At 43.7% G+C, this 14,520-nt stretch carries 7 protein-coding genes; 5 read left to right on the top strand and 2 right to left on the bottom strand.

What is annotated here, in order from left to right; genetic code table 11:
- Positions 1-43: 43 nt before the first annotated feature.
- Positions 44-4,279 (bottom strand): hybrid sensor histidine kinase/response regulator transcription factor, encoded by a 4,236-nt coding sequence (locus AC1XUE_RS14550; RefSeq protein WP_483356709.1) that lies wholly within the window; start codon positions 4,277-4,279, stop codon positions 44-46.
- A 466-nt stretch (positions 4,280-4,745) separates the two neighbouring features.
- Between AC1XUE_RS14550 and AC1XUE_RS14545 the strand changes: the two genes are divergently transcribed.
- The 5 genes from AC1XUE_RS14545 to AC1XUE_RS14525 all read left to right on the top strand — a co-directional run bounded on the left by AC1XUE_RS14545 (position 4,746) and on the right by AC1XUE_RS14525 (position 13,542).
- A complete protein-coding gene (locus AC1XUE_RS14545; RefSeq protein ID WP_483356708.1) occupies positions 4,746-8,036 on the top strand; it encodes a SusC/RagA family TonB-linked outer membrane protein in 3,291 nt (1,096 codons plus the stop codon).
- Positions 8,037-8,048: 12 nt separating this feature from the next.
- Positions 8,049-9,989, top strand: a complete 1,941-nt coding sequence (locus tag AC1XUE_RS14540; protein ID WP_483356707.1) for a RagB/SusD family nutrient uptake outer membrane protein — start codon at positions 8,049-8,051, stop codon at positions 9,987-9,989.
- A 143-nt stretch (positions 9,990-10,132) separates the two neighbouring features.
- Positions 10,133-11,113 carry a glycoside hydrolase family 43 protein gene (locus tag AC1XUE_RS14535; protein ID WP_483356706.1) on the top strand — a complete coding sequence of 327 codons (981 nt, stop codon included), beginning with the start codon at positions 10,133-10,135 and terminating at the stop codon, positions 11,111-11,113.
- An 867-nt stretch (positions 11,114-11,980) separates the two neighbouring features.
- Positions 11,981-13,399, top strand: coding sequence for an SDR family oxidoreductase (locus tag AC1XUE_RS14530; protein ID WP_483356705.1), 1,419 nt, complete (start codon positions 11,981-11,983; stop codon positions 13,397-13,399).
- Entirely contained in the window at positions 13,396-13,542 is a 147-nt protein-coding gene (locus AC1XUE_RS14525) for a DUF2256 domain-containing protein (RefSeq protein ID WP_483356704.1), read from the top strand. Before AC1XUE_RS14530 ends, AC1XUE_RS14525 begins: the two co-directional genes overlap by 4 nt.
- 11 nt (positions 13,543-13,553) lie before the next feature.
- Here AC1XUE_RS14525 and AC1XUE_RS14520 read toward each other — a convergent pair whose 3' ends face one another.
- Positions 13,554-14,051, bottom strand: a complete 498-nt coding sequence (locus AC1XUE_RS14520) for a DUF4385 family protein (RefSeq protein ID WP_483356703.1) — start codon at positions 14,049-14,051, stop codon at positions 13,554-13,556.
- Positions 14,052-14,520 lie beyond the last annotated feature (469 nt).

Raw genomic sequence — 14,520 nt, 5'->3', positions numbered from 1 at the left:
AAAAGTTACCATATTACTACAGACTGGTTCAAATTATACGTGACTACCGTCGATGTTGCCTGATATACTCAGACGGAGAAATTTCATACAGCTCCTGAAAAATCTTTCTGAAGTGTTTGACATCCTCAAATCCCACCAGATTCGCCACCTCTGATACCCTGTATGTAGTTGTAGCCAGAAGCTGTGCGGCACGTTTTATGCGGATGTCGCGTATGAATTCCACCACGGACTGACCGGTAATTGATTTGATATGCCTATAAAAAGTGGACTGACTCATTCCCATTTCCCTGACAAGAAACTGAACATTGAATTCGGGAATCGCCAGGTTAGACTCAACAATGGACATAGCCTTTTCCAATAGTTGCCTGTCAGAATCAGGAATAACGATATCGGTGGGCTGCATCAGTAATTGCTTTTGATAGTACTCTTTTAGCCGACGTCTTTCCCTGAGCATTACTACCACTTTAGCATAGAGCAAATTGGGATTGAAGGGTTTTGCCATGTATTCATCCGCACCAATCTGTATGCCCTCCAGTTCGTTGGCGGCGGTAGATCTGGCAGTCAGCAGCAATACCTGAATATGTTGTGTTTTAGGATTTTGTTTGATCTTCTGGCAAAGTTCCAGTCCATCACTACGAGGCATCATTACATCACTGACAACAATGTCAGGTACAGTTTCCTGCGTTTTCTCCCAACCATCTATTCCGTCAACGGCGGTGAGCACCGTAAAAGAAGATGAGAACAGATCAATAAGATAATTTCTTACTTCTTCACTATCTTCTACGATCAACAACCGGGAAGCGTTTAACTGAGTTGGATCACTTTCCAATTGTTGCAGTTCGGCTTTATCCAGGTCCGGGATAAGCTCGTGAGCAGGTAGTTCAGATTGGACTTGTCTTTCGATGATCTGCTCATCAGACAAATGTTTTCTTCCAAAGGGTAATCTGATTGTAAACATTGATCCTTCAGATGGCTTGCTTTCGACGGTAATATTGCCATGATGCGCCAGCACAAACTGTTTCACCAGTGATAGCCCTATACCTGTGCCGACCATTCTCAAAGTTTCTGTTTCTGAAGCCTGATAGTAAGGATCAAAAATTTTCTGCTCATCACCGGGCTGCATACCAACCCCCCAGTCGCGCACTGTGATTTGCAGAAAATTGTCTAACGGAGCTTTTGCCTCAAATAACGCATCTTGACCGGCATTTCCTTCTATGGATATATAAACTCTTATTTTCCCGCCCTCAGGGGTGAATTTGAAAGCATTTGATAGAAGATTCACCAGAATTATTTCCAGTTTGTTATGATCAAAATAGATCTCAGGATCAATATCTGGTTTTTGAATGGCGTAGTCAATATGGAGCTCCTGTGCTTTTAGTTTGAAGATCAGAAATACCTCTTCAATGAAACGAACTGCTTTTGATTTCTGTGCTCGGAGCGACACATGTCCTGACTCCAGTTTTCGGAATTCCATTAACTGGTTCACCAGTTCAAGCAGTTTGTGGGTTTGCTTGTGTACCAGCATCATTTTCTCTCGCGAGGTATTCTGATTGTCATTCCCTTCAGAAACAAGTTCTTCCATAGGGCCAAGGATCAGCGTCAGGGGTGTGCGTAGTTCATGAGAAATATTGGTGAAAAACCGAAGCTTGCTGTCGGTCATCTCCTTTTCCTTCTCAACTCTGAAGGTTTCTAACGCCAGTTTACTTTTCAGGGACTGCTGAGCCATTTCAATCCTACGGTAGATTGCAACAGCTGTCATCGCAAGAAGGATATAGAGAAGATAGGCCCACCAGGTTTTCCACCAGGGAGGAGCCACGATGATATGTAGCGTTGCCGGCTTTGCAGACCAGATGCCATCATCATTGCTCGCTTTTACCAGAAAAGTATAGCTTCCTGCGGGAAGGTTGGCAAAAGTGGCCATGCGTTGTCCCGCAGTAGTTTTAATCCAATCCCGGTTGTATCCTTCCAATTTGTAGGCGTACTGCTGCTTGGATGGATTGACAAAATTTAAACCTGTGAATTCAATCGAAAAATCATTCTCCTTGGGTTGAATGTGGATATCCTGTAAGTCTGAAAGAGGTTTTTGTAAAAGGACTCGTCCATTGAGTGTATCTCCGATTCCGATTAACTGATTGAGTATTCTGAATTCGGTGAATTGGACTACAGGCGGGAGACTATTGGGTTTAATAAGTTTCGGATCAAAGTAGGTAATGCCATTTGTCCCACCAAAGTAGAGCTTGCCATTGTCTGCCGCGTAAGCAGCCCCAATCTTGAAGGAATTGCTTTGTAGGCCGTCGGATACATCGTAATAGAATACCCGTTTTGTTTCGGGGTTGAATTGGTATAGCCCTGCACCTCCGATCCAGATGTTACCATCCTGATCCTGAAGCAGGCTCTCTATATCAGTTTCAGAAATCCATAGACTGTACCGTTTTATAATTTGATTACCTGATGGTTCTTTTTCCAGTTTATGTAAACCGCCTCCAATGGTCCCGATCCACAGGTTTGATTGTTTATCAAGCAAGAGGGGCCAGGTATAATTGGTCTTCAAACTATTAGGATTGCCCGGCTCGTGACTGAATTGTTGGATAAGCTTTAGCTGACGACCGTCAGTTTGCATTTTCAGAAGACCGACGTCACGTGTTGCAGCCCAAAGAATATTTTCTTGGCTGTCATAGCACAAGGATGTGAACTGAACTGTGGGAAGCAGTTTATCATGGCTATTATATCCACGGATAAATGTTCCGTTCTTATTATAGGAGTAAATCCCGGCATTGAAAGATGCGATCCAGATTATACCTTGCTTATCTTCGACGATACTTTCAATACTGATGCTATACCAGGGAGCAAAGTCGGAAGAGGCGGGGATACGTTTCAACGGTGAACTTCCATCACTTTTCATAGTAAACAACCCTCCATAACGTGTGCCTATCCATAACGTTCCGTCAGAAGCTTTGTAGATACAGGATACATCTGTTCCATTGGTGGAACCCGACAACTCCCTGTTGAGGTAGTTCTGGTAAGTTTCTGTTTGCGGATTGTAGCTGGCAAAGCCATTTCTTGTTCCTATCCAAAGCTTGTTGTCAGCCTGGTTATGATAGATAGCATTGATGTAATTATCTGCTGGTGTACTCTTCTCTGTGACATGCCGTCTCAAATGGCCGAATGGTTTTGATCTCAAATTCAGAAGATTGAGCCCGCCGGCTGAAGTAGCAAACCAAAGATTATTGAAGCTGTCCTCCAGCACTTCATGCACCCGCACCGAATTAATACTGTATGGATCTGAATCCATAGGCAAGAAAGTACGTATTTCCTGCTGATTAATAGGCGCATCAGATCCGGTTGGATTGATCCTACTGGCAAGAAGAAGGCCGTGTCTGGTGCTGATCCAAAGTCTGTGAAGAGAATCTACGAAAAGATTTTCAATCAGAGCAAATGTCAGTGTGACTGCTTTAGGAGTTATCTGGTCTGCAGCAGATAACTTGTCTTTACTTGCACGAAGGATCTGATTTTCGGCCCCGATCCATAAATCGCCGTTCCGGTCAGCATGTAATGCCCTGATATCTCTGGCGCCCAGAAAACGGACCTGTCTCGCACCCTGTTTACTCAAACCAGTGCTCTGATTTTTGTAAAACCACAATCCATTAGCAAGGGTGCCAATCCATATATTTCCTGTTTGATCTTTTACAATCTTACTGATGGGTGGATCGCTCGCACGGATGCCCAGACGGATTCGGTTGGCGCCGGTGATTTTTTGTTGACCGTCAAGCTGCAAAACAATTACTCCATGGCGCTGCGTTCCCACCCATAGCCGATTGTGCTTGTCGGATACTATGGACATTACATTGGTAGAAGAGAGAAAATTAACAATTTCGGGTAACTGGTTTGCACCCGGCATTTGAGCGATAGGCAGGAATCTGTCATGCAGCGCATCGTACCAGAACAGACCAGCTCTTTCAACACCTACCCATAGTACTCCACAGGGAGTGACATGCATTGAGCGGATCCTATTGGCAGAAATACCGGTCTGATCGTCGAGCGATAAGTCATAACGTCTAATTTTATAGCCATCATATCGGTTGAGGCCCTTATTGGTACCCACCCATATAAAGCCTTCTTTATCCTGGACTACACACATTGCATCACTGTGAGACAAGCCCTGGTCAACTGTTATCTGTTCAAATCGGAACTGCTCCGGTACACGCTGAGCAATACTTATCAGCATTGTAAAAACAAGCAGGAATAAACATAGAAGACTTTTGTATAACTTTTTAAGCATAGAGGATTTTTAACCGGGCCGTGCAGAAATAGTAGCTGTTTAACGATTTTATTGTTGTAATAAATTTATCAAAGATCATGCTTTTTTATGTGTGACATATATTTTACCTGTTGTACCCTTAAAGGAGTATAAATATGAAAAAATGACACTTATGCCGATTTTCACCCTGCTATTTGACGGAAAATCCCCCCTCTACTGTGCATTCTTCCATCTATTTTTGCACTATTCAAATATTAAATTTCTCTTTCAGGTAATGGTTATCTGCCTTACTCGTGTAAAAATTATTCCTGAACCCTTACATGATCATTGGCAATAGTGACATGTGTACAGTAAACAGTGTACTCTTATAAATCTTAAAATATTTCTGAATTCTGAGCATCTGCGCTTTTACCGTCGTGAGCGCTGCTATATCCCAGATACAAAGACAACCAATTATTATTTATCCTTTAACTAACAGCTTTCCTTTATGAAGAGACATCTGCATTTTGTTCAGAGCACTATTATCATCCCTAGAAGGTGGATAGGGCTTTTCCTGCTCATATTTTATTGCCATTTATCCCTTAACAGTTTCGGGCAAGCTGGCGAAATTACTGTCACCGGCCGCGTGACTGATGCGAAGGGCGAGTCACTGCCTGGTGTAAACATCATGGTGAAAGGCTCCAAGGAGGGTACCTCTTCAAATGTCGAGGGAAATTACACTTTGAAAGTGCCATCTCAGAATTCTGTTCTTGTATTTTCATACGTTGGATATGTGGCTCAGGAAGTAAGTGTCGGCACGCGTAAAAGCATTGATCTTACACTTGCTGAAGATGATAAATCACTGGACGAAGTGGTTGTGGTAGGTTATAGTTCGATGAGAAAGAAAGACCTTACAGGTTCGATTGTTCAGATTCGTCCCGACAAAATAGCGGATCAGAACCCGAATACTACGCAGGATATTCTCAGAGGAACGCCTGGTGTGACAATCGGCTTTGATCCATCTGCGAAGGGGGGAGGTTCTGTACAGATTCGTGGGCAACGTTCTGTTTACACAGCCAATGGGCATAATGACCCGCTGATCGTTCTGGACGGAATGATCTTCTATGGTGAATTGTCGGAAATTAACCCTGACGATATCAGTCAGATAGATGTGTTAAAGGATGCTTCGGCAGCGGCTGTATATGGAGCAAAATCGGCTAACGGTGTTTTGATCATCAGTACTAAAAAAGGTCAGAAAGGTAAACCCAAAATCAATTTCACTTCCAATCTGGGCTTTGTTACCATGGGCGCTAACCGTAATGTTTTTGACGCGGACGGCTACATGAAATACAGAGAGGACTGGTATACTGCGCCAACTTATGGGTTGAACACGGCCACAGGAAATTATGAAGCCTATAGATCCGGCTTTGCAACGCAACCGGGGTATCATGTGCAGCCTACAGATGCGAATCTGTCCAAATATGGTGTGAGTCTTGATCAATGGAGAGGTTATACCGGTTCGTCGAACGGATCTGCAAGCGATCAGGAAATATGGGCGAAACGGCTCTTGCTGCAAGGAACTGCACTTGATAACTTCCTGACGGGACAAACATTTGACTGGTACAAACATAGCTTCCGTACTGGAATAAACCAGGATTACAACCTGAGTGCATCAGGTGCAACTGACAATATCAACTACTATATGTCATTTGGTTACCTGAATAACGAAGGGGTTGCGAAGGGAAACACGTATAGAGCTATTCGTTCTAACATGAAGGTGGAAGGAAAAATTACAAAATGGCTGGACATCGGAGCCAATGTAAATTTCCAGCATCGTACAGATGGTGACCTTGCCGTAGACTGGGGAACCCAAATTATCAGAAATGCGCCTTATGCCAGTTACAAGGACGCCGATGGGAATCTGCTTGTTCGCCCGATGGGTGATAACATGGTTAATAACTTTGGTTATAACTATGATTTTGACCGGAAGTACAGAGACCTGGATAAAGGTTACACGATATTCAATACGATATTGACCTCTAAGGTGAAATTGCCGTTTGATATCACCTACTCCTTTAATTTCTCTCCGCGTTACCAGTATTTCCATGACCGTTATTGGGAATCGGCCAGTCATCCCAACTGGAGAACTACGAATGGGCTTGTGAACCGCGAACAAACACAACGTTTCGACTGGTCGTTGAACAACACGATCAACTGGGACTATACCTTCGCAAACGTTCACCGTGTGAGTGCAACCCTAGTTCAGGAGGCAGAGAACAGACAATCGTGGATGGATCGCGTAGAAGCCAGGAACATTATGCCGAGTGACGCATTAGGATATCATGAAACTTACTACGGAGATAAAAACAGAAGTAGCTTTGATGCCAATGATGTAAAAGAGACTGCCGACGGACTATTGGCAAGGTTGTTCTACGCCTATGATGACCGCTACATGATCACTGCTTCTGTACGTCGCGACGGTTACTCAGCATTTGGAACTTCAAATCCCAGAGCAACATTCTTTTCTGTAGCCGGTGCGTGGACATTCAGCAATGAGAAATTCTTTAATTGGGAGCCATTAAACAATGGTAAACTCAGACTCTCATGGGGACAAAATGGGAACAGATCTTTAGAGGATCCTTATCTTGCTTTGGCTAACCTTGGTGCTGGTGTAGGCGCTACGATGGGTTATCTGGACGCAAGTGGCAACCTGATTCAATACCGTTACCTGACAGTTGGTCGTCTTGCAAATCCGAATCTACACTGGGAGCGCACGGAGGCATTCAACTTCGGAGCAGATTTAGGATTTTTTAAAAACCGTATCTCGACGACAATCGACTTTTACAACACGCCTACAGTGGACATGATTATGAACCGTACATTGCCGGGGTTTACAGGGTTTGGAAGTATTACGACTAACCTGGGTAAAGTAGAGAACAGAGGTTTTGAGATCAGTATCAATTCACAGAATATCGCTACCAAATCCTTTACCTGGAATTCAGTATTCGGGTTTTCGAAGTATAAAAATACCATCAAACACCTGTATTACATCTATGACAATGTTTTGGATAGTGATGGTAACATCACTGGCACCAGGGAAAGAGATGATATTTCAAACGGTTGGTTTATCGGACAGCCTATCAGCTCGATCTGGAACTATAACGTGACCGGAATATGGCAGGCTAATGAAGCTGTAGAAGCTGCAAAGTATGGTCAGCGTCCTGGTGATCCGAAAGTGGCTAACAGCTATATACAAGACGATAGAATTGGCGCAGACGGAAGCAGTACGCCGGTTTACAATGACAATGACAAACAGTTTTTAGGGCAAACGGCTCCGCCAATTATGTGGTCATTGAGAAACGATTTTACTTATAAAAATCTGAACTTCTCTTTCAATCTGTATTCTTACATGGGGCATAAGAGCCTTGGGACAGCCTATCTGAATCAGGATAATGGGACCTCCCTGGTTACTAACCTGGCTAACGCCTATCAGAAAGAGTACTGGACTTTGGAAAATCCTGTGAATCACGTAGCACGTCTGGATGCGAAAGGACCATCGGGAGTGAATGCTCCGGGACGGCTTTACAACAGATCTTTTATCCGTCTTGAAAATATATCAATCGGCTATACAGTCCCATCTAAACTACTGTCGGGCTGGCATATTGACAACCTGAGGGTTTTTGGTTCGATCCGGAACGTAGCAGTATGGAAGAAGGATAAAAACTGGGATTACTGGGATATCGAAACAGGAGGAATTGCTCCACGCATGTTCAATCTTGGGTTAAATGTGTCGTTTTAAAGAATTACAACAATGAAAAGTATATATCAAAAATTAAGAATGAATTTAAGACCGGGCAAGGTGCTTCTGACCTTGGGTGCTTTGGCAGCCAGCGTTACAGGATGTAAAGAAGATTATCTCAAGCCTGAGCCATTGTCACTTTTCGAGCCCGGATTAACGTTTTCGACAAAAAGTGGACTGGATGCCGCGCTGGCCATTTGCGACAGACATATCCGCTCCTACTGGACGTACTTTGAATACACGGATCTTAGCCTACCGATCAGCACCGAGTATATGTTCTCTGAAATTGCAGTGGCCAGTAAAACCGATGACGGCAACATCTTTGCAGACGTTGCCACCCGACTGACTCCCACCGATTTGCCCGAGAGACTGTCTTATTTTTGGGGAGAGTCATATAACGGTATTAAATACGCCAATACGATTCTGAGCTTTATCGGAAATGTAGAAGGTTTGAGTGAGGATCTCAAAAACGAATATAGAGGAAGAGCTCTTTTTCACCGTTCGTTCCGTTATATGGCACTTGCTTTTGAGTTTAAAGATGTTCCCCTGATCACTAAAATCCTGGAGGTTCCCAAGTTGAACTACCGGTCAACAAGCAGAGAGGCAATACTGAAGATGATTACTGCTGATATGGAAAAGGCAGTAGAGTGGGTGCCTAATCAATCGCAAATGGCGCTCACAGGTCTTGTAAATAAAGGAGCTTGCCGTCAATTATTGATCAAGTGTTATCTGGCAACAGGCCAATTTGACAAAGCCATTGAACAAGCTGATCTGCTGATCAATCAATCTGGTTACTCTTTGATGCAGAATAACTTCGGAAATGATATCAGACCTTATGGTGCTACATGGCCTGTGACGCGCAATGTGGTCTGGGATCTTCACCGCCCTGAAAACAAAGCAATCGGAACGAATAAAGAAACCATTATGGTCATGCTTAACCGTATCAATACAGATATGGGTATTAAGATGAACTCCATGCGGAACTGGGTGCCATTTTTGGATTACTCCGGAACGAAGGCTCCGGATGGTAAGCAGGCGTTCAGATATTTTCCTTCATCGAATGCGAATTACAGAGCTGGTTATGATTACGTACATGCGATAGGGCGGGGAATTGCTCATATACGACCGACCTACTTTGCGCAAAAGTCACTTTGGTACGTCGGAGGCAAAGATGACCAGACGGATCTGAGACATAGTAGCGCAACCGGAAACTGGGCGCGTATGGATTCTTTGAAATACAATGATCCAAGCAGCACTTATTACGGGAGAAAGGTGAACTTGAGAACTCCGACGGGCGCGTTGGCAACGGATGATACGATCAGATGCTGGTTCGACTGGCCACATTATAAATACTATATAGAAGATCCGAACGAAACACAAAATGCGAACGAAGCCAACCATAGGGGAGGAGCAGGCGATTGGTATCTGTATCGTTTGGCGGAAACGTACCTATTACGGGCAGAGGCCAAATTCTACAAAGGTGATATAGCCGGAGCGACAGCCGATGTGAATACGATCCGTCAGCGTGCAAAGTGTACACAGTTGTATAACGCTGTGACAATCGGAGATATTATGGACGAAAGGGCGCGCGAGCTTCACATGGAAGAGTGGCGATTTACAGAGCTGAGCCGCGTCTCCTATTCTCTTGCAATCTCCGGAAAAGCAGATGAGTGGGGAAACACCTATACTGTTAATAATCTCTCTCAAAAAAGCTATTGGTTCCAGAGAATAGAGCATTACAGCGACTTTTACAACAAAAACAAGGTCACTGTCAGAAACCGCTCCTATACAATGGGTGCGCACAATATCAACTGGCCAATACCACAGTCTGCAATCAATGCTAATTCAGGAAACCGGCTTAACCAAAATCCTGGTTACAGCGGCTACGATCCAGGAGTTATTCCCTGGCAGACATGGGAAGAAGCTGTTGCTGATGAAGATAAAGTTCAATAAGTGACATACTGTTGTATAAGATAATATAGCTTACAGAGCCAACTGCCGTTCCAGTGGTTGGCTTCCTGCCATTTTACTGTTTGTGACATTAAAACCGATTATTCTCTCATTTTTTAACTATATCAATCAAAGCTTAATTACTTATGATAACTCATTTTAAGATATACGCTGTGCTTTTGCTATGCAGTTTGTTTTCCATCAATGGCGTCCATGCCCAAAATGCACAGCTGGCCAATTTTAAACCTGGCCAGCTGTGGTATGATGATAAAGGTGAACTTATCAATGCGCATGGAGGCGGAATCCTTTACGATAAGGGCACTTACTATTGGTTTGGCGAAAAGCGCGGCCAACATGCTTCGCAGGGGGTGACGGTGTATGCATCGAAAGATCTCTATAACTGGACTAACAAAGGATTGGCTTTGGCAAAATCTTCGGATCCGGAAAGTGAGATTGCAGCCGGAGGCATCATGGAGCGACCTAAGGTAATCTACAATGCGAAGACCAGAAAATACGTGATGTGGTTTCACCTTGAATTGCCGGGTAAAGGATATAGCGCGGCGCGTGCCGGAGTCGCGATCAGCGATAAGGTGACGGGCCCTTACAAGTATTTGAAGAGTTTTAGACCCAACGGACACATGTCGCGGGACATGACTTTGTTTGTTGATGAAGACGGATCGGCTTATCATATTTATTCGGCGAGAGAAAACTACGATCTACGGGTAACTAAGCTGACGGATGACTATCTGAGTGCAACTACGGCTGATACGTTACTATTCAGCAATCACCGCGAAGCTCCGGCTGTTTTTAAAAAGGATGGTAAATATTTTATGATCACCAGTGGATGCACGGGTTGGGATCCCAATGCCGCTACTTTGCATGTGGCAGAGTCTTTATTCGGTCCCTGGAAACCTTCCGGAGATCCTTTGCGAGGACCTCTTGCAGAGAAAACTTTTGGCGGACAGTCTACTTACATTCAGCCGGTTCAAGGGAAAAAGGATACATTCATTTTTATGGCTGACAAGTGGAATCCCAAAGATCTGATGGACAGTCGCTACATCTGGTTGCCAATCAGTTTTGAAAATGGTAAGCCTTTCGTGGAGTGGACAGATGAATGGAAACTGTAAAACCGGGGTACAGACTGAGATTTTTTCTGGTGGCAGGAATTTCAGGTTATTTTTCAGCGCAAAACAAATACGATCAATTGAAATTTTAGTATTGCTTCAACCTTAAGTGAAACAATACAAGGTTTCTTGCTTGCATGTCTGTCCTGATAGCATACCGAAAAATTTATTATTCTTGCTGAAACCCTGATTCAGATTTTTGAATTTCTGGAATTAATCTCTTTATCAAGACCGCTCATATTTGACAATACCGGTATGAAAGTTACAGGAAACGCGAAAACAGGGATCAGGGCAGCATAGGAAACATTCTTAAACCCCTTCGAAGTAAATAGATAAATGACTATAGCTATAGCAGCCATGTAGACAAGTCCCATGCCGATGGAAACCCCTTTTAATAGATTTCTCCTTTTTACTAAATCTTGAATACTCAATTCTGATAGCTTATTCTTTTGCACTGTTGTCTGATTTGGTTTGCTCTCTTAAAGAGAATGAACAAAATTCGCTTAATCAATCAAGGCTTGCAATAAGTCAAAAAAATCTGACTACCTGTCTGAAACGAAAATACCTACTAGTATGCTAAAAGCTCTCAGAGCGGATGAGGCTGTTCGATGAACACTATTTTTCCATGGCTGTCTTTCCAGCCAACCTGTTAGCTACATGCCTATTTGTCAGCAGCTTCAGATCTGACAAGCATTGAAGTCCCGGCAAAATTGGTCAGATAGAGTTAGATGATCTATCATATCTACTTTTTTCTGGTAAAACAGTAGCACTTCCGTAGATCAATTGTTGTGAATTGTTGAGAGCAAAAGCCAGCCAGGCAAGGATTTTGTAATCTTATCATCAATGATCTATATCAGACATTGACAAACAATGAAAATTTTACTCACAGGAGCTACGGGATATATCGGCCAGCGTTTGCTGCCAGTGCTTTTGGAGCAGGGCCATCAGGTGGTATGTGCAGTAAGGGATGAGTCCAGATTTGACACAGGCCGGTTCGGGGACAGTCATTTGCTGACCGTGATTGAAGTGGACTTTCTGGATACTGACACACTTTCTGCGATCCCCGAAGATATCGACGCAGCTTACTACCTGGTACATTCCATGTCGGCCGCAGGGGAATTTTCTGCCAGTGAAGAAAAGTCGGCCAAATATTTCATTAAAGCGTTAGGCCGCACTAGGGCCCGTCAATGTATATATCTTGGAGGGATTGTCAACAACCAGAAATTATCGCGGCATCTTTCATCAAGAAAAAAAGTGGAAGAGGTTCTTGGTTCTGGTAGCGTTCCGCTGACTGCATTGCGGGCGGGAATCATAGTAGGCTCAGGAAGCGCCTCCTTTGAAATCATCCGTGACCTTGTCGAAAAGCTGCCTGTTATGGTAGCACCCAAATGGCTTCATACCCGCTGTCAGCCTATTTCGATACGGAATGTAATTGAACTTTTGTCGTCAGTGCTATTTAAGGAATTTACCTATAACCGACATTTTGATATCTATGGACCAGATATTCTCACCTATAAACAGATGCTGTTGGGTTTTGCCGAAGCCCGCAGTCTGAAGCGGCATATTTTTACAGTGCCGGTCTTGACGCCGAAATTGTCTTCCTACTGGCTTTATCTTGTTACTTCCACTTCTTTTGTGCTGGCAAAAAATCTGGTAGATAGTATGAGTGTGGATGTAACAGCGCAGCAAAACAATCTTTGCCAGCAGCTGGGAATTGTACCGGTCAGCTATCAGCAGGCAATCAGTATTGCGTTTGACAAAATTGAGCAAAATCTGGTGCTTTCCAGCTGGAAAGATGCCTGGGGAAGCGTTTATTCGAAAAAGATGGTCGACAAACAGTTGAGTCCTCCGCAATTTGGCGTTTATCAGGATAAAAAAACGCGCCGAGCTGCCAACGTTTCGCGCTCAACTGAAAGGATTTTTGCTATTGGTGGTAAATCTGGCTGGTACTACGGTGACTGGCTTTGGCAATTCCGTGGTTTTCTCGACAAGCTATTCGGTGGGGTGGGCCTGGGACGGGGAAGGAAAAATCTGCGCGAAGTCGCGACGGGTGATACGCTGGATTTTTGGCGGGTCATTTATGCCAACAGGGAAGAGCGCCGGTTGCTTTTGTATGCCGAAATGAAACTCCCCGGCGAGGCATGGTTGGAATTCCGTATCGAAGGTGACCAGATAAAACAAACCGCGACATTCCGGCCATTAGGCCTGGGTGGCCGGCTCTACTGGTTTGCGGTACTGCCTTTTCACTATTTTATATTCAATGGGATGATTGACAAGATTGCAGAATGAAAGCAGTTAAAAAACAAAATTTGCCCCATAAGGACTGCATCGTTTGTGGTAGGCAATTTACCTGGCGGAAGAAGTGGGAAAAGGTTTGGGAAGAAGTCAAATACTGTAGTGACAGATGCCGTCGTTCCAAATCCAAAGATTAAGCCATTTCTTATTAACCATAATTATTCTTCCAATCGCGTTTCAAACGGGCATAAACTGAATTTTTTTCGGCATCTTTCCACTTGCTATAAAAAACAGCAGCAGCCTGCGCCTTCTGTTGCTGGCCCGTTCCTTTTTCACGGAGTTGGTAGTCTTTATCCTTATCATATTTCTTACCTCCTTTGTAATTAGCATATCGACGGGCTCGGGTAAAGCCCATTTGCAGATATTTACGCGCCATGTCCGCCCCCACAAAATCCTGTTTTTCCAGATAATCCAGAAATAATCCATAAATCTTTTCGCTACTTTCCTCAGCGATCGCTTTCGTCTTGAACCGCCAGAATTGACCTATCTCCGATTTGTAAGGTTCGCATATCAATACACCTTGTTCTCCTTTGCCAACACGGTATAATTCGGGATGTTGGCTGTAATCAACATCCGGCTTCCAGCTATATGCTTCCGGGTTGAAATTCAGGTAAGAGGGCCTCTTTTTCGTGGTTTGCTTAGACATATGTAATTATTCTGGCTTTTTTTCTGGCCAAGTCCTGTAGGCTTATTCTTTTTCAAGTCATTAAGTTAAGACTAAAATGTATGATGTATCCGATCAATGATTACGATTGTATCGTAATAGGTGCAGATCATGGGTTAATAACTTATCAAAGGTCCCAAATAGGTAATTCTTCGTAAAGATGGCAGATAAATTAGACCGTAGTTTCATTTCCTACCTCACCATCGTGAAGGTCCTGATCACTGTTCTAGTTCTGACATGAGGATACTGTTTACGCAGCTCTTCTATTATCATTATACAGACTCGATGGAACTTCTCATCATCTATATAAACCATGGCGATCTGCTCTTGTGTGAAATGGTATTGTAATGTGTCCTTTGGCCATCGATTTTAAATTCAAAGGTTGCACCGGTATCCTTGACTAAATCGTTTCCTGATACTGCTAATTGCAAAGTGCTGACCAGATAATTAT

It is taken from the genome of Dyadobacter sp. HNCC25DJ187 (assembly GCF_056895255.1).
The sequence above is the reverse complement of the archived record's forward strand: the minus strand, read 5'-3'. Positions and strand labels throughout refer to the sequence as shown.

Bases quoted from the DNA above. Each gene is read 5' to 3' on its own strand.
- AC1XUE_RS14550 (WP_483356709.1), bottom strand. From the start codon at position 4,279: ATGCTTAAAAAGTTATACAAAAGTCTTCTATGTTTATTCCTGCTTGTT.
- AC1XUE_RS14545 (WP_483356708.1), top strand. From the start codon at position 4,746: ATGAAGAGACATCTGCATTTTGTTCAGAGCACTATTATCATCCCTAGA.
- AC1XUE_RS14540 (WP_483356707.1), top strand. From the start codon at position 8,049: ATGAAAAGTATATATCAAAAATTAAGAATGAATTTAAGACCGGGCAAG.
- AC1XUE_RS14535 (WP_483356706.1), top strand. From the start codon at position 10,133: ATGATAACTCATTTTAAGATATACGCTGTGCTTTTGCTATGCAGTTTG.
- AC1XUE_RS14530 (WP_483356705.1), top strand. From the start codon at position 11,981: ATGAAAATTTTACTCACAGGAGCTACGGGATATATCGGCCAGCGTTTG.
- AC1XUE_RS14525 (WP_483356704.1), top strand. From the start codon at position 13,396: ATGAAAGCAGTTAAAAAACAAAATTTGCCCCATAAGGACTGCATCGTT.
- AC1XUE_RS14520 (WP_483356703.1), bottom strand. From the start codon at position 14,051: ATGTCTAAGCAAACCACGAAAAAGAGGCCCTCTTACCTGAATTTCAAC.